This window comes from Nostoc sp. DedQUE07, from assembly GCF_034530975.2.
Taxonomy (GTDB): Bacteria; Cyanobacteriota; Cyanobacteriia; order Cyanobacteriales; family Nostocaceae; genus Nostoc.
The window spans coordinates 22,505-39,205 of the sequence record NZ_JAVRCC020000006.1 but is presented as its reverse complement, the minus strand read 5'-3'; the positions used below and the strand labels follow the sequence as shown (position 1 = coordinate 39,205).

Sequence of the window (16,701 nt, the reverse complement as noted above, 5' to 3'; positions counted from 1 at the left end):
AATTAGCTAATTGAAAACTAAAAAAGTTGTTATAAATGTCTATTTTAGATAGATATAATTTGAATTTTTATATTAAAAAGCTGTTCTTTTAACACCATGTTTTACAGCCACCATGATGAGTTTAGATATTAAAAGTAGTCAAAAAAAATGGAGCGCGGTATAACATGAAGAATGCTTGGAGGCGTTGGATTACAACCGTTAATCTAGCTGCAATTGCACTAATGCCGACGCTGATATTTTTAGCATTCTCTCATCGGGCAACAGCAGACGATCCAGGAGCGTGTTACATGATAACTTCCTCTGGTAAAACCGTTGGATTGGGAAGAATTTGTGGCAATATCATAGCTGCACCTTCAGACAATAGAGTTTTTCGAGTCTCAATCAAACGCCGTTTTGGTGGAACTCCTGTGATTGATGTCACCTTCAACGACAAAAAAACCTTTGAAATGATTGTAGATACAGGTGCTAGTGGAACCATTATCACTCAAGATATGGCGAATACACTTAACCTCCAGGCTACAGGTACAATGCAAGCCCAAATTGCTGATGGTAGTGAAGTAAAATTCTCAACCAGTAAGGTAAAATCTATTGCAGTAGGTGGAGTTACAGCCAATAATCTTCAAGTAGCGATCGCACCAAAAGCCAGCATCGGGCTACTAGGTCACGATTTCTTTGGCAACTATGATATTAAAATTCTGGAAACAGAAGTTGAATTTCATCACCGCTAATGCTTGTAGCTTGTAACTTTTTGAGGTTTTTGTATTTAAATTTAAGCCAAGGTACTCAGCATTCCTGAAGCCGGTTAAGAGCGTTATAGAATAGAAATAAACCTGACATACATTACGCTGATTCAGCATAATTGCCCATGACCACTTCTAAACGCCAATATCACATTACTACTTTCGGTTGTCAGATGAATAAAGCTGACTCAGAGCGCATGGCTGGCGTTTTGGAAGACATGGGCTTTGAGTGGTGTGAAGATCCGAATCATGCAGATGTGATTCTCTACAATACCTGTACAATTCGGGATAATGCTGAACAAAAGGTATATTCCTATCTTGGCAGACAAGCAAAGCGTAAACACGAGCAGCCTGATTTAACTCTTATCGTTGCTGGTTGTGTTGCCCAGCAAGAAGGAGAAGCACTGTTGCGGCGAGTGCCAGAATTAGACTTGGTAATGGGGCCACAACATGCCAACCGTCTGAAAGATTTGTTGGAGTCAGTATTTGAAGGCAACCAAGTTGTTGCAACCGAGGCAGTTCACATTATTGAAGATATCACCCAGCCGCGACGAGATAGTACAGTGACCGCTTGGGTGAATGTGATTTACGGCTGTAACGAACGCTGCACTTATTGCGTAGTTCCCAATGTGCGCGGTGTCGAACAATCTCGCACGCCGTCAGCTATCCGGGCTGAAATGGAAGAATTAGGACGGCAAGGTTACAAAGAAATTACTCTACTCGGTCAAAATATTGATGCTTACGGCAGAGATTTACCTGGAGTGACACCAGAAGGTCGGCATCTGCACAACTTTACAGATTTGCTTTATTACGTCCATGATCTACCGGGGATTGAAAGGCTAAGATTTGCTACTAGTCACCCCCGTTATTTTACTGAAAGATTAATTCAGGCTTGTGCTGAGTTACCCAAGGTGTGCGAACACTTCCACATTCCCTTTCAATCTGGGGATAACGAACTTTTAAAGGCGATGGCGCGGGGTTATACCCATGAGAAATATCGCCGGATTATCGATACCATTCGGCGGTATATGCCAGATGCCTCGATTAGTGCCGATGTAATTGTCGGTTTTCCTGGGGAAACAGAAGCACAGTTTGAAAATACCCTGAAACTGGTGGAAGATATTGGCTTTGATATGTTGAATACAGCAGCATATTCGCCGCGTCCGGGGACACCAGCCGCTTTGTGGGACAATCAACTGAGTGAAGAAATTAAAAGCGATCGCCTGCAACGGCTCAATCATCTGGGAAACTTAAAAGTAGCAGAGCGATCGCAACGTTACTTTGGACGCATTGAAGAAGTTTTAGTAGAAGACCAAAATCCTAAAGATTCAACCCAGGTGATGGGACGCACTGGCGGTAATCGTTTGACCTTTTTTAGCGGCAACATCAAAGAACTCAAAGGGCAGTTAGTAAAGGTAAAAATTACCGAAGTTCGACCTTTTAGTTTGACTGGTGAACCAGTTGAAGTGAGGCAAACTGTTTTGCACTAAGAAGCATTTGAAGATTATACCCCTGACTTATGATGAAGTTACCGCAAACGATTCCAGTTCTTCTTTTTGGGGCTAGCTTGGCTGTAATTTCCCCTCAACATTGTGCTGCTTTCACCGTTCAAGAAATAGCTATTCTTGCGCAAGCATCAAGGGATTTGCCAATGGTCAAATCGGCTGGACTGTCCCCCGATATGGATGTGCCTTGGTCGAAAGCCGTAAGAATTGTTGACCCTTTTGAAGGGGAGTTTGTTGGAGTTTTCGACCGCAATTCTTTAGGTGGCTATTTGTACCGTGAGGGTTCAACACAAGTTATTAGTTTGTGGACACCTTCCAGCATTCGAGTACTCGTAACAGTAAATTCGGGTCAAGCAATGTCTTCTTTCTACACCGCAGGTCGTGTGTATCCCAGACCTGACTATCTAAGATTTGTCACGACTAAAAAAGTCGATAAGCTTTTGCTCAAGGTCAGAGAAAAAGTTTTTCAATTAGACGGTTCAACCGGCACATTTGCTGTCAGTCCAGAATTAGCCACTGCTTTGAAAAATGCTCCAGATGAGAACTTAGATATCAGACTAGTTTTAGAAGGAGGTCAAACTGTTGATAGCGAAATTGGTAAAGGGACGGTAAAAGCTTGGCGAAGCATTTATTAAACTATTATATTTTTCAACCAAGTATTTTCTATGTTTAATAAAGGAAAAACCTCTCCGTTTTCATCAAAACTTGACTGATAAAACTTATTTATGGATTTAATAAGAACGAACATTGTTAGAAGTAAGCCTGATTAATTCTTCAACATTGTTTGAAATTGTATTGCAAATAGTATTTAAAGGTAAGTCATTAGGATCAAAGCCAAAAGGTTCTTCAATTTCTGAACCAATTTGTTCAATACTTAATAATGTAAAACTGACAAAAGCCATTACTATCCCAGTCCACCAATTTAAAAAGCTCACAATTTCCAAAGGTAATATAAGACAAAAAATTAATAACAGTTGTCTTAATTTAATAGTATATATCAAAGGCAATGGCGTTTTTAAAATACGTTCGCAACCGCCTAAAATATCTACTAACTCATTTACACAATTATGTAAAGTAGTTAGTTGATAGACATTTAGGCAATTTCGGTCATGCTGATACTGCAAGTAATCTCCTATCCAATAAGCAATTTGTAGTGGAGGATGATCGCTATCTTGGAGGTATAAATATTGTTTTTCAGACATTAATGATGCCAACTGAGTGTCTAAAGGCCCCGATCTAAGATGTAACTTCATTGCAACTGCAAAAGCAGTCACTAACCGAAGCATTGCTTCTTTTTCTAATTTATCTTGTGGTGTCTTCTCTTTAACTATTATCGCAATTCCACGAGTTAAGTTACGCGATGTATTAACTAAAGCTCCCCATAGTTGACGACCTTCCCAAAATCTATCATGGGCTGTATTCGTCCGAAAGACTAATAGTAATGTAAAGCCAATATTAAAGCTTAAAACAGCATTTGTAAGAATATTGCTAGAATCTGAAAATGCTATTGGTAATCCTAAATGAGCTAAAAATGATATGAAAGTACCATATATAGTACAAAAAATTACCCAAGGAAGAATAATAGAGATAATTGACCTTTCAAGCCGAAGAGTTACTTGAAGCCAGTTCAGCTTTTCGCCTTTGTAAAGATGATACTTTTCTCTTAAAGAGTTTTTAGAATTATTTTGAAAATAGTTAGGTTGTTTCATGTTGTTAAGGTTTGAGGATTACATCAATTAGCAAACTAACTTTTTTAGCTAAATATATCTTGCTTAAGGAAGATGTATACACGATGTAGGTTTTCATATAGTCACCATAATGGAACTATAATAAACATAAATTATAGTAGTTCTAACATTGAAATTTATTTCTGTGAACTATCTTTAGGTAGGGAAATTCAATACTGTCTTCCAATTCTTCACCAAAAACCTGATTTTCTGCTTATATTGATTAAAGGTTGTGGTATTTCGCTGCTTTATGAGATAATTAGACAAGATTTTCAGCTATTTATAATAAATATTTAATTTTTCTTACCGACAGAGCGATGTCTACGACAGACTACGCCTAAACATCTTGGGTTAATAGCAGTGTAGCGAATGTGCAACTCTTAAGCTATCAAAGGAAATAAACCCAATTAAATTTGATATTAAGCCAGGAAGTTACCCAATTTTAGATGTCCATTTTGAGGAAAACCATTATTGGGTGAAGAGTTATGCAAATCCTTTTTAAAAGGACAAAACTATATGATTACTAGATGATTTAGTTGAAACTTATTTTAATAAAGATTTATCAACAGTATTTACACAACTTGGCATTGAAAGTATCAAAATTACTGAAATCAATCGGCAAATTATCAAAAAATTAATCTTCGCTCAATAGTTACTAGAGTCTGTTGGAGGTAAAAGCGATCTTGCTATCAATAAAGCTGATAATATTAAAACTATTAAGGCGCGATCGCATTAGTCAGGCTACATATCAGCAGGCAATCCTAACAGTGCAGATAAAGGCAGAGAACTAACAGAGGAATATTTGACGCAATCAAATTATTTCAATCAATTATTGCTGGTCGCAGTACTGTTAATGGTAATAGATGAGTTTAATCTTTAAACTCCCCTCAATCAGATAGTGAGTTAAAAAATTTATAGTTTCTGTCCTGCATAAATCGATCGCACTTCGCCGTTACGTCGGACGACTGCTTCGCCATTACTGACATCTACTAGTGTCCAACCGCTTGAGCCGATACTTTCACCCATATTGATGCGGCGAGTCACGCCATCAATTTTAAACAAAGCGGCAGATTTGTTGCCCAACTCTAGCAATCCCTCTAAGGTATTACTCGGAGCAACTGCGATCGCCGTTGCCGGATATACTTGTTCTTGGGTAATAGTTGGTTCTGACTCTGGTGCGAGTGCAGCACGCAATGGAACTACTGGTAATGCAGGCAGAGGTTTGGGTGTTTGGCGCACGGTAATGGGTGCAGTTTTGGCTGCCACCGGTTTTAGTTCGGCTCGTACAGCCGCAGCTAACATATTGACAGTTACAGGCTTGGCAGCTTGTCGCACTGTATTCAGGGCAGTTTTGACAACATTAGGTTGAGATACCCGTAACGCGCTGGCAACTTGTGGTAAAAGTGTGGGAGTCCCCGGAATGGCTGGAAGGGCGTAGCGCATTGGTGACGGCGCTTGATAAACGGGGACATAGATGCGCTCAACAACGCTTCCAGAACGATTAGGGGCTGGTGGTGTATTATTAGCTAGAAGTGGAAGTGCTGGTAGATTACCAGTTGCTTGCTGGCGACCAAAGGCTATTTGGTTAGTATTTGCCTGACTGGAGAATCCTGGATTGAAAGATTTTTGATTGCTTTTTGCTCCTTGCTTGTCTATAACAGCCAGCGATTGGAGCATATAGTCAACTAACTCTGCCTCAATTTCTGTTTTTACGGGCAACCGTGACTGCGATTGCGGCAATAGAAGCGCTGACTCAGGCAATTTGTTATTTAAAAGATATACGACTCCAGACTGCACCAAGTAGATCGTACTAGCGATCGCCACGCCTAAAGTTGTTCCGACAATCAGCAGTTTGCCCAAAACCGAACTAGTTTTTTGACGCTTTCTACTAACTGGTTTAACAGTAGAGGTGTCAAATACAACGGTACTCAATTGCTTGTGCCGATCTTGAGCAACTGACTGTACTCCTTGGTTCAGAGTAATCTGTGGTATCATAACTGTTTGCAGAGGCACGTATTCTGGAGGCGATTGGCGTTGAGCTTGGGCGGAAACTCCAGCAACAGAGTGGCTCGATCTGTTCTGACTACTGTGCCTAACAGTTTGAGAAGGCAGATTACCACTAGCATCCAGAATGTAGTCGATATCGGCAAAGAGTTCATCCATTAAGCCATCAGCATAGTTTTCTATCGACCAAGGCTCGTTGGTGATTAAGTCTTCTGATGGTTCTGGTACTATGAGACGGGTGCTGGCTTCTTGTAACATAGACGTTCTGGGTTGTTGCTTGGACGAGGAAACGCCACTTCTACTGACTTGAAAGTGCTGAGTGCTGAGTGCTGAGTGCTGAGTAAAAATACCAGTTCCCAGTTTCCAGTCCCCAGTCCCTCTTTCATACTTGGTGGTGAAACTTGTTTCATTGAGACTGCCTGAAAATTATGATTATCAGAGGAGGCAGTAGGTTGAGGGCAGTTATTACTGAAGTAAATAAGTATGAATAAAAACTTCAGATTTGGGTAATTACCCTGTTTAAAAAAAAGAATTGTATTGAGATGTATCGGGCGATAAACAAACAGAGGAGCCGCTTTGCCTCCGGTCTTTCGCCAATCCTATGCAGTTGTGCGTGGGTTACTCCTGCGTGGTTGTTGAGCGTAGTCGAAACACTGCCTCCTGAATAATGAAACATCCAATCCCCCATCTAATTGAGATAAGTTGATTGAGTGTTGGTATTAAACTCAACTTGCATCTGGGGATTGTTGATGATGCCACTACTAATCTTTATGTCATCTATCATACCAATCTCTCTCCCTACTACTATACTCAGTCTTTATCAAGCTTGTGTTAAGCTAACGCTGGAAACTCTGACTGGCTCTTGCTTCTACGCAATTCTAGATATAATAATAAGGCGTTAATATCCGCTGGGTTTACACCACCTATACGTGCAGCTTGACCAAGGGTAAGTGGTTTTATGTGAGTCAGCTTTTCCCGTGCCTCTTTAGAAAGAGTATCAATTGTTGTGTAGTCTAAATCCCCAGGTAACTGGCGGTGCGCTTGGCGGGCAATTTGGTCAATTTGATTTTGTTGCCTTGCGAGATAGCCAGAATACTTGATGTCAATTTCTGCGCCTTCTTTCTCGGCCCGGTTGAGGTTGGGGTTTCCCAGTCCGAACCTGTCGAGATCGACGTAATGTAATCCTGGACGCCGCAACAAGTCGTTGAGGGTAATCGAACCTTTAATTGCTTGTTGGGTATCAGATGCGATCGCTATTCCAATTTCATCATGTTCTTTAACTCGTGTGGCTTGCAGTCTTTGTTTTTCTGTGGTGATATTACCCTGTTTTTGGGTAAACATATCCCAGCGGCGATCGTCAATTAAACCAATCTCCCTTCCCAAGGGTGTCAGACGTTGGTCGGCATTGTCAGAACGCAATAGCAATCGGTACTCTGACCTACTGGTAAGCATCCGGTAAGGTTCCCGCAGGTCTTTTGTACACAGGTCATCAACTAGCGTCCCAATGTAACTTTGCTCGCGGGCAAAAACAATCATTTCTTGAGAGCGAACAAATCGAGCGGCGTTAATTCCCGCCACCAGCCCTTGAGCAGCAGCTTCTTCATAACCTGTAGTACCGTTAATCTGCCCAGCACAAAACAGCCCCGCAATCTTTTTAGTCATTAGTGTGGGGTAACACTGAGTTGCTGGTAAATAGTCATATTCCACTGCATAAGCGGGACGCAGCATCACACATTTTTCCAAACCAGGGAGAGTCCGCAACATTTGCAGTTGCAAATTTTCTGGCAACCCTGTAGAAAACCCTTGAATATAAAGTTCGGGTATATCCCTTCCTTCTGGTTCAATAAAGATTTGGTGGCTTTCTTTATCGGCAAACCGGACAATCTTATCTTCGATACTAGGACAATAGCGCGGCCCTTTGGCTTCCACCCAACCACCATAAACTGGCGACAGGTGCAAATTTTCTTGAATCAGGCGATGGGTTTCGGCGGTTGTGCGGGTGATGTAGCAAGGCATCTGTTCCCGTTCTACCCACACATCTGGGTCAAAGCTAAACCAGCGCACATCTTCATCTCCTGGCTGGATGAGCATTTTACTATAATCTACCGATCGCTTATCTACCCGCGCCGGAGTTCCAGTTTTAAGTCTGCCGGTTTCAAATCCCAGGCGATTTAGGGTTTGTGTCAATCCTTCAGCTGCAAATTCCCCAGCACGTCCGGCTGGCATTGATTTGTTACCAACCCAAATTTTGCCTCCCAGGAAGGTGCCGGTTGTCAAGATGACTGCTTTACATTGGAACCCGACACCAAAATATGTTTCAACGCCGATGACTTCATTGTTAGCGCCCAGCACCAAATCTGTTGCCATACTTTCGCGGATTGTCAAGTTTTCTTGATTCTCAACAACATTTTTCATCACCGCTGCATATTCGCGCTTGTCTGTCTGGGCGCGTAATGCCCAAACAGCAGGCCCCCGTGAAGAGTTGAGGATACGTTTTTGCAAGTAGGTGCGGTCTGCTACTTTACCAATTTCCCCGCCGAGTGCATCTACCTCATGAGTCAACTGAGATTTAGCCGGGCCACCTACTGCTGGGTTACAAGGTTGCCAAGCGATTTTATCCAAGTTGAGCGTCAATAGCAGGGTACGACAACCGAGGCGTGCAGAGGCGAGAGCTGCTTCGCAACCGGAGTGACCTGCACCGACGACTATGACATCAAAAGCGTCTTGGAATTCAACGGAATTGTGCATGGTCATACTTACAGGATCGGCAAGCTTAGAGTTCTTTTCAATTTTAACTGTTCCAGTGGTTTCATGGATGTAACTTTCTGATAAAAAAGTTATCAAACTTACTAGTACTCAATTAAAAGCAAGGTTCCATTTTTTAAGTTTAGTAATAAGTGAAAAATCTCATCTTTTTAAAATTTGTGACAATATTCCGGTTTTTCGTTCGCAGTTATTGTTCAGAGCGTTAACCCAGCACAAATTAATTTACAACTGGTATATATTAGATGTTTTATCGAATTTGAATTTAACGATAGTTCAGTGTCGATAAACTATCTGCGATTTTAATTCAGCAATAATCAATATCGCCAAAAAAAGTATTAACTTTATTTTCGATCGCTAATTAATTATTTAGAATGAAACTTACCCTCAAAAATCAAAGAAATATTACTAAATTTATTAGAAAGACAAGTTTCATCAGTATCGTTATATTGATGATTTTTGTATTAGTCGCTAGCAATGAGATTACCCACCACAAAGTTGCTATAACTGCTCAACCATTACAACAATGCTTGATTAATAATTCATTACCTTGTATAGACATCTCTAAAAATACAAGCTCGCAACCATTTATTCCCGATCCCAAATTAGATGCTAAACAGCGTTTTTTATCTGCGATCGCTAGAAAATTACCTACAATTCCTCAGCTTGGTACTTATGAATATACTTTGCTACGAAGCTATGGTGCAGTATTCGTAAATCCCGATATTGGAATTAAACTACCGCCAAAAAATATCTTTGTTAATGAACAAGAAACCCAAGAGTTTCAAGCTACTTTAACAATGGGTCATGTTGATGGCACTAACGACTGTTATTTACAAAAATCGGCGGCTGATGCTTTAAATAAAGCGCGAGTACAACAACAAATTCCGCTAAAATCTGGTTATGGCTCTGGTGATTGCACTCGCACTTTCAACACAAATTTAAGATTTTGGCACAAGTATGCTAACGATCGAGTTTTAGCAAAAGTTCAACAAGGTAAAGAAACAAAAATTCTCGGTTTAGTTGCCCCTCCCGGAACTTCACAACATCTCTGGGGATTAGCCATTGATTTACGTGTAGGTAGTAAAGAGCAGAGAAAAGCTCTTAATCAAAATGGTTGGTTTCAAACTGTAGAAAACGATGTTCCACATTGGACTTATGTGGGTCTATCTGAAGATAATTTATCTTTGTATGGTTTTAAAAAACAAGCTATTAGAGGCATTACTTATTGGATTACGCCGCTTTAATTGTTCAATAACATGAAAACTTGGGAATACTAAACTTAAATGTGTATTGTCAGGGATTTAGCTATGCCAAATGAAGCTGCTAACCAGGAGCAAGACTTTCTAATTGATTTATTGAGAGCAACTTATCAAAATCAGGAAGTATATCCAATTCTGCAACATAACTTAAGTAAACTCAACGATGATTTAGCTTTAAAGTTGCGAAAATGGGTAAGCGATCGCTTTGCTAAAGAACCTGCCATTGCTATTAATTTAGCTAGAGTCATTATCAAACTGAGTACCATTATTCAAGAGTTTGAACAAGGGAACATTGCTAGTAATTTAGAAATTGCGATCGCAGGTTATGAAACAGTTTTACAAGTGTGTACCCGTGAAGCTTTTACCAAAGAATGTGATATCGTTCAGCAAGCTTTAGTAACAGCTTATCAGCAACGCCAGTATATTCTCTCAAGAACCATTGGGGAACTTCGGGAGCAGACTGTCCAAACCCAGAGTCAGATTAATACATTAACTGAGCAGTTACAAGAAGAATTACAACAAGCAAAATTACAAGTTAATGACTTAACAACAACAATTACGGAGTTAAAACAGGAAACGAGTAGTTCAGAGTCAGCGCCAGAAATAACGTCTTTAATTGCTGAGTTAAAAGAGTTAAAGCAGCGTCAGATTCGTGTAGAGCAGTTTACTTCCACGGCTCATACTTCACCTAATATTGGGCAGTTCAATACAGCTATTTTTTATGATATTGAAAATTTAACAATGGGTAGAAGCAACCCTAACCTAAATTTTTCTCTTAAACAAATTCAAACAAATCTAGAAAATACTAACTTAGTTAATAAAATTGCTATCCAATGTGCTTATGCCGACTGGAGTGATTCTCGATTAAGGCTACTCAAGAATGAAATTCAAGAACTTGGCATCGAAGCAATTCAAATTTTTGATTACAGCCATAAACGGAATGCAGCAGATATGCAACTAGCCATTGATGTTATGGAATTAGCCCAGAGTCGTCCTACGTTGCAAGTTTTCGTTATTGTATCAGGCGATGGTGCATTTGCCGCTTTAGCTAAAAAGCTCCATGAGTATGGAAAAACTGTAATTGGATGTGCTTACGAAGGACAAATTAATCGTATTCTCAAGTCTGTTTGCGATCGCTTTATACCTATACCTGCTCCCCAGGTAAAAATAGTGGATATTCCAACTAATGAAGTAATTAGCGAGAGTTCATTAAATGATGATATTTTAGTAGTAACGAAGAAAGCTTTAGAGGAATTGAAGCAGAATATTGAGCAATTAAGTCAGTTGAAACAAGGTGGTATTCCTATATCTCAAATTCATAAAATATTGAGAGAGAAAATTCCAGCCTTTGACCAAAAAAGAGAAAAGCATGTTGAAAAACTGACAACTTTTTTGAAAAAAATTATTGAAGGAACAAATATTTGTTTATCGATTGAGAACAATAAATTAATTTTGAGAGAAACGTTAACTATAGGCTATAATGGCTCATCAAATAAAACTTTGAATAGTGATAGCTCTTATTTAATGACTAAAGTGCTTACTACAAACTCAGTTAATCAGTCATAATCCCGCTTGGCACTTTTTTATCCTTAGCTCCGTTCTTCAACTCTTGCAAAAGTACTTTTTACAAGAGTTGAAGAAAGAGTATGCTATTGACGACTGTTATTCATTAACAATCGTAAAGCCTTCATAATCAACGACTCCGCTCACAGCATTTGGTAAATTAACGTTACCAAGTAAGGTGGCGGTTGCAAAGCCAGCGCCATTAGTACCTGTGGCACTACCTAAACCTAGACCTGATGCAGCAAGTTCATCTTGGTAGCCTGTGATCTCATAGACAGCGCCAGTTTCCAGCCAACCCAGCAATCTTTGAGAACCGAAGTTAGTAAATGACAACCCAGAATCTGCGTTGACATTCAGAGCTTGTCCTGAAGGAGTTCTTAGAGTAATCGGTGCAGATAGTTCACCAGTGAGTAGATCGACTTTGTAAAGCTGGTTTCCATCTCCATCATTAGTCCTGAAATCGCTAGCAAGAGCGCGAGTTCTACCAGGATTGAGATTGTCGATAGCTAATCCATCGGCAAATTTTCCAGGATTGGTAGGTTGAGTTCCTTGTCTTTGTGCAGTAGTAGTAGGTGCGCCAAAGCCGTCTACAAGGCTAATAGTTCCAGGGGTAGCTGTAGTAATTTTATAAAGAGAGCTTCCTACTGGCCCATTTGCGGGATTCGGATTCCCTGAAATGTTGTATAGAACAATTGGTTGAGCAGCTACTGAATAGTCACGTCCAAAGTCAGCACCTGACTCAAATCCAAAACGACGTAGGTCAGATGATGTACGGGTTGGTGAGGTCGTGGCTGGAGCAAAAGGCTGATCTACATTATTAACGACAGTAACAGTTGGATCGATTGGTGTTGTAGCACCAGTAACGCGTGCTTCGTTAACCGCACCTACCCTTCCGGTACGAGGGTTAGTTCCCAAACCTTCTAAATCGGCGGTAGTAGCAGTAGCTGGAAGATTGACTGTACCTACTCTTGTAGGAGTAATAGAACCTCCAGGCCCAGAAGGGATCGAAAAGCGGTAAACGTCAAGCTGCTTGCCATTACTAGCGTTGCCGTCGCGGTCTTCTCCAATGGTATAGCCGTAAAGAGCCATGAGAATTTTCCCCTTATTCAAACTGTAAAACGTTTGGGAACACTCCAAATATGCAAACTGCTACCTGACTAAAAGCTAGTACAATACAAACAAAGCTAACTTTCCCAGGCTGAAAATTTAGATTAGTCTGCGTTATCTTACTTTGCTTATATAGCCGAGAAGTTTGCAAAACTGAAATAATACTAAATTTTTGACTGTAAACAGGTTAGGACAACTTAACTCAAGATTGTTGTAATTACTATTTGCTCAATCTGTAAAAGTAGGAAGTGTGAGAACTTTATGTCGGAGGTATAAATCTCAAAACTACATTTATTTACACACACTTACACACATTTTTTTGGAACAGATTATTTCCAAATTTAATTACAATTAACCAAAAATTAAGTATCTTTAATTTACAATTTGAAGTCAAAAGCTTAGGTTATAACCTTTATTTGAAGTTCTCTTAGTAACAGTATATTTGACTAATGTTAAGAAAATTTTTTCTAATCATTAAGGTTTAATAGCACCTTGGTTAAGATTTAGTAGTTGCTGAGTAGTTTCACTCGACAATCTACTTTTTAGATGGGAGCATCCCAAATGCGCAAGTTTATTTTTATACGGAATTTTGGCTGAGAATAATAATGAAATAATGATCCGCCTTCGCGTTCTACCAATTCACAAAAAATATGATATAGATGCAAACCATAAAACCTATGCTAATTCTCACTTTCTTAATGCGTGAATTTTGAATTTTGAATTGGTATTAGCGTCTCCCCTTGGGAGAAGGACGTCAAGAGCGCCAAGGAAAGAGGTTTTTACAGGGTTTTTGTATCAGTCCTGTATCTTTTGGCAAAATTGGTATGCTCCCTTTTATATTGTTTAAACAAAGTAAAAATAATTGGGACACATAAATATAGAAGTAGATTTTCTGTTTCTGAAACTGTTATTGATTAACTGTGATTTTGCATAAACTAATTAATTTTATAGCTATTAAAAGATTTTTGCTGACAAGGCGATCGCTTTGAAAATCTTCATTTTGAAATACCTGAAGCAGCAATAATAAATAATAGTTTAAAGGCAATACAAAAAATAAAGTTTCATGTTTTACCTTTTCCCTTTCTCCTGATTATTCCAAAAACCTCATATTTTTTTGCCAGAACTAAATCAAACTTTTGCTAAAGCGGAAACGCACAGCATAAAGCCGGAGACGTTTCCACTACTCCGGACTTTTCTTCATATATTGCAACCTAGATACAATTCAATTGCTGCTCTAGTTTCAGTTACCCTGAAAGTGGATTTATTATTATTTCACTTCGCTGGGTTCAAATTTAGTTACCTTACCTTTCTTAATCGCTACAATCACATCGTAATGCGAACAGTAAGCAAATGTGACATCATTAGCTTTGTTATAAAGGTTTACTACATGACCTGCACCGCCTACCTGGATACCGATTGGTTCCAAGTCACCAAAGAAGAAACGACGCAGTTGATCGCCACTACCAATTTGACCCTTACTCTTAGTAAGCAAGTCTAATTTTTGTGCTACAGACATTTCTTCGGCTGCTGATGCTTGCACTAATGACGGATCGATCGCCTTTAATGGTACGTCCCAAACTGTGAAAAAACCAACCAAGGCTACACTTGTAAGTAAGGGTGCGAGTTTCATTTATTACTTCTCTTCTTTGTTTTATCCTGAACATCCCAAGCATCTCAGGTGGCAGTGAGAGCTTATTGAAACTAAGCCACTATTTTCATGAATTTATCCTTTGAGAAAATTTAGTCAATTCTCAGCATTTTCTCAGCTAATCATGGCTGCTCAAAGTCACAGGAGAATTTAAGTATTTTCTCAACAAAACCTCATTTTGAAGTGCGTAAGGATAACTTAATATGATGAGCAATGCTTTCATTGCAGTGATGTTATTGTGACTAGAGCCAAAAGACTACATCGCCAAATCCATAGAATTTCGGGACAAACATATCTCTGGCTAGCAATGCTAATTTTTGGAGCATCTAGTGCTGTTACTCGGAAGCTAACAGAAATTGGCGTTCAACATTTGATCGGCAACCGCAATCCGATTTCTTTATGTAATGTTTTATTCGTGGGAAACCTTTGCGCTTTGATACTTCTGATCCTAATCTATGGGCGGCAGTGGAACAAAGCTAATTTGAAACAACTCTCAAGGAAAGATTGGGTCAGTCTAACAGCAGTAGCTATTTTATCAGGAGCGTTAGCCCCTGGCTTAATTTTCCAGGCATTGGCACTCACAGGGGTGAACAATGTCATCTTGGTGGGACGTTTGGAACCGCCTCTAACTTTGGCTTTATCAGTCTGGTTATTGAAAGAACGAGTAAATATTTGGGAATTTATTGGTGCGATCGCAGCTTTTGTTGGCGTTATCCTAACTATTATCCTTCAGCCTCCAACAGAAACCATGATGAACATGGGAGGTTTCGGTTTAGGCATAGGGGAACTTTTGGCAGCAGTAGCATCTGTAGCCATAGCCGCTTCTACGATTATTAGTAAGAAACACCTTTCGCAGATTCCTTTGGGAATCTATAGTATCTTTCGGACTGCACTAGGAACTGTAATCTTTTTCTTTATTGCTTTAGTCCTCTATGGCAAGGATCATTTCGCTGATGTTCTCTCACCATTCTTGTGGCAGTGGATGTTTCTCTATGGCGGGTTGATTGTGGTGGTAGGCCAGTCTTTTTGGGTTAAAGGCTTGAAAACTTCCACTGTATCTACAGCTTCCTTAATTAGCTCATTTGGCCCAATCGTAGGAATTATAGCAGCCTATTTAATTTTGGGTGAAGCCCCTACCCGACCTCAATATATTGGCGGTAGCTTGATTTTAGTAGGTATATTCTTGAGCCAAGTTGGCACTAGGCGTCAGACTGCTAGCAGCAAGGTAAATTCTACTCCAGCAAAGCAACAGGTAGAAACTGGTATGGGATTCAAAGGGATTTGAAGGATGAAAATTCTAGATCGCTAAAGACGTGATTTATCGCCGTCAAGACAAAAGACTGAATATTGTCTTGACGGCAATTCATCGCGTCTGAATATTGTAGAGACGGTGCATCGCGTCTCTTACCTTAACCGAACAGTATTGCAAGTAAACCACCCATCCCAAATAAATGAAACCCTGGCGGTATATAAATTACAAATTACAAATACAAATTACGAATTCTGCACAGAGGTACTAGTATGTCAAAATAAAAATACCCGATACATCAAGGTGAGCGATCGCTCCCAAAGCTAGATTAAAGGATTGACCTGAGCAATGGCAGACCCAACCAATCACAATCAAGCGGGAGAAGTAGCTCCCAGCACTGTTGACAAGCAAGCTCCCAGTGTAGCTGAAGAACACGCTCCTAGTACAGACTCACCCGAAGCCACAGATATTCCTACTGCCAACGCGCCAGATCCTAAAGCCGCAAACCCCGAAGATAATCCCAATGCTGCCAAACCAGCTGCTGCATCACCCAAGCGAGAAAAACCCGCCGCCGCAGCTAAAGCCGCAAAAGCAGAAAAACCCGCCGACGACGACGCAACAGAAGAAAAACCCGCCGCTAAAGCCCCTAAAAAGGAAAAAGCCCCAGCTGTTGAAAATAAGCCATTTGTAGAGTTCATTGAGCAAGACTACTTGCCAGCTTTACAAAAAGCGATCGCTCAAAAAGGTGTGAAAGATTTACAGGTGTCTTTTGCCAAGCAGAAGATGCCAATCACTGGCTTTGAATCCGCCGAAGAATGCTGGCAAATTATTGGCAGTTGGTCAGAAATCGGTAAGCGTCAGTTTAACCTGTACTTCCCCGATGAAGATATTCAAGGAAAAAAGGGATTTTCTTGTAATGAAGGTAAAAAACCTAGCACTCTTGAGTCATTCTTAATCGATGAGCGCAAAATTACCCTCGATTTGTTGGTATATGGCTTAGTTCAGCGCTTGGACGGTCAAAAGTGGTTAGGTAGAAATTAGTCATTGGTCATTGGTCATTAGTTGTTGGTCATTAGTTGTTGGTCATTGGTTTTTAACAAATGACAAATAACAAATAACAAATAACAAAGGAC

Annotated in this window: 13 protein-coding genes; 7 read left to right on the top strand and 6 right to left on the bottom strand. The window is 40.0% G+C overall.

All coding sequences use genetic code 11. The features are described 5' to 3' along the window. The first annotated feature begins 164 nt into the window (after positions 1-164). From RMZ95_RS06700 to RMZ95_RS06690, 3 genes are all read left to right on the top strand, one after another. Entirely contained in the window at positions 165-728 is a 564-nt protein-coding gene (locus tag RMZ95_RS06700; protein WP_322685092.1) for a retropepsin-like aspartic protease, read from the top strand. Positions 729-865: 137 nt separating this feature from the next. Beyond that, positions 866-2,230: a tRNA (N6-isopentenyl adenosine(37)-C2)-methylthiotransferase MiaB gene (gene miaB / locus RMZ95_RS06695; protein WP_322685093.1), complete on the top strand. Its 1,365-nt coding sequence runs from the start codon at positions 866-868 to the stop codon at positions 2,228-2,230. Positions 2,231-2,259: 29 nt separating this feature from the next. After that, positions 2,260-2,880, top strand: coding sequence for a hypothetical protein (locus tag RMZ95_RS06690; protein WP_322685094.1), 621 nt, complete (start codon positions 2,260-2,262; stop codon positions 2,878-2,880). 96 nt (positions 2,881-2,976) lie between these two features. On the opposite strand, the gene RMZ95_RS06685 is transcribed toward RMZ95_RS06690, so the two are convergent. The 4 genes from RMZ95_RS06685 to mnmG all read right to left on the bottom strand — a co-directional run bounded on the left by RMZ95_RS06685 (position 2,977) and on the right by mnmG (position 8,730). Continuing rightward, entirely contained in the window at positions 2,977-3,954 is a 978-nt protein-coding gene (locus tag RMZ95_RS06685; protein WP_322673734.1) for a bestrophin family protein, read from the bottom strand. A gap of 930 nt (positions 3,955-4,884) precedes the next feature. Then, a complete protein-coding gene (locus RMZ95_RS06680) occupies positions 4,885-6,234 on the bottom strand; it encodes a hypothetical protein (RefSeq protein ID WP_322673736.1) in 1,350 nt (449 codons plus the stop codon). After that, entirely contained in the window at positions 6,204-6,386 is a 183-nt protein-coding gene (locus RMZ95_RS06675) for a hypothetical protein (RefSeq protein WP_322673737.1), read from the bottom strand. Before RMZ95_RS06675 ends, RMZ95_RS06680 begins: the two co-directional genes overlap by 31 nt. 421 nt (positions 6,387-6,807) lie before the next feature. Then, positions 6,808-8,730 (bottom strand): tRNA uridine-5-carboxymethylaminomethyl(34) synthesis enzyme MnmG, encoded by a 1,923-nt coding sequence (mnmG, locus tag RMZ95_RS06670; RefSeq protein ID WP_322685115.1) that lies wholly within the window; start codon positions 8,728-8,730, stop codon positions 6,808-6,810. 383 nt (positions 8,731-9,113) lie between these two features. Here mnmG and RMZ95_RS06665 point away from each other — a divergent pair, with 383 nt between their 5' ends. Both RMZ95_RS06665 and RMZ95_RS06660 read left to right on the top strand, forming a co-directional pair. Then, positions 9,114-9,986: a D-alanyl-D-alanine carboxypeptidase family protein gene (locus RMZ95_RS06665; protein ID WP_322685095.1), complete on the top strand. Its 873-nt coding sequence runs from the start codon at positions 9,114-9,116 to the stop codon at positions 9,984-9,986. 63 nt (positions 9,987-10,049) lie between these two features. Next, on the top strand, positions 10,050-11,567 hold the full coding sequence (locus tag RMZ95_RS06660) for an NYN domain-containing protein (protein ID WP_322685096.1): 1,518 nt from the start codon (positions 10,050-10,052) through the stop codon (positions 11,565-11,567). A 96-nt stretch (positions 11,568-11,663) separates the two neighbouring features. Here the strand turns inward: RMZ95_RS06660 and RMZ95_RS06655 are convergent, their stop codons facing one another. Continuing rightward, complete coding sequence (locus RMZ95_RS06655; RefSeq protein ID WP_322673740.1) at positions 11,664-12,653, bottom strand: water stress protein WSP1; 990 nt, start codon at positions 12,651-12,653, stop codon at positions 11,664-11,666. A gap of 1,285 nt (positions 12,654-13,938) precedes the next feature. After that, the gene (locus RMZ95_RS06650) at positions 13,939-14,301 is read right to left on the bottom strand and encodes a hypothetical protein (protein ID WP_322685097.1); all 363 of its coding nucleotides are present in this window, start codon (positions 14,299-14,301) and stop codon (positions 13,939-13,941) included. A 256-nt stretch (positions 14,302-14,557) separates the two neighbouring features. Here RMZ95_RS06650 and RMZ95_RS06645 point away from each other — a divergent pair, with 256 nt between their 5' ends. Together RMZ95_RS06645 and RMZ95_RS06640 are read left to right on the top strand one after the other, a co-directional pair. Then, positions 14,558-15,604 (top strand): DMT family transporter, encoded by a 1,047-nt coding sequence (locus RMZ95_RS06645; protein ID WP_322685098.1) that lies wholly within the window; start codon positions 14,558-14,560, stop codon positions 15,602-15,604. 312 nt (positions 15,605-15,916) lie between these two features. Beyond that, complete coding sequence (locus RMZ95_RS06640; RefSeq protein ID WP_322673742.1) at positions 15,917-16,609, top strand: DUF2996 domain-containing protein; 693 nt, start codon at positions 15,917-15,919, stop codon at positions 16,607-16,609. Positions 16,610-16,701: the final 92 nt, after the last annotated feature.

Coding starts and splice junctions, on each gene's coding strand:
- miaB (WP_322685093.1), top strand. CDS start 866: ATGACCACTTCTAAACGCCAATATCACATTACTACTTTCGGTTGTCAG.
- RMZ95_RS06660 (WP_322685096.1), top strand. CDS start 10,050: ATGCCAAATGAAGCTGCTAACCAGGAGCAAGACTTTCTAATTGATTTA.
- RMZ95_RS06690 (WP_322685094.1), top strand. CDS start 2,260: ATGATGAAGTTACCGCAAACGATTCCAGTTCTTCTTTTTGGGGCTAGC.
- RMZ95_RS06700 (WP_322685092.1), top strand. CDS start 165: ATGAAGAATGCTTGGAGGCGTTGGATTACAACCGTTAATCTAGCTGCA.
- RMZ95_RS06655 (WP_322673740.1), bottom strand. CDS start 12,653: ATGGCTCTTTACGGCTATACCATTGGAGAAGACCGCGACGGCAACGCT.
- RMZ95_RS06650 (WP_322685097.1), bottom strand. CDS start 14,301: ATGAAACTCGCACCCTTACTTACAAGTGTAGCCTTGGTTGGTTTTTTC.
- RMZ95_RS06675 (WP_322673737.1), bottom strand. CDS start 6,386: ATGAAACAAGTTTCACCACCAAGTATGAAAGAGGGACTGGGGACTGGA.
- RMZ95_RS06640 (WP_322673742.1), top strand. CDS start 15,917: ATGGCAGACCCAACCAATCACAATCAAGCGGGAGAAGTAGCTCCCAGC.
- RMZ95_RS06680 (WP_322673736.1), bottom strand. CDS start 6,234: ATGTTACAAGAAGCCAGCACCCGTCTCATAGTACCAGAACCATCAGAA.
- RMZ95_RS06685 (WP_322673734.1), bottom strand. CDS start 3,954: ATGAAACAACCTAACTATTTTCAAAATAATTCTAAAAACTCTTTAAGA.
- mnmG (WP_322685115.1), bottom strand. CDS start 8,730: ATGACCATGCACAATTCCGTTGAATTCCAAGACGCTTTTGATGTCATA.
- RMZ95_RS06665 (WP_322685095.1), top strand. CDS start 9,114: ATGAAACTTACCCTCAAAAATCAAAGAAATATTACTAAATTTATTAGA.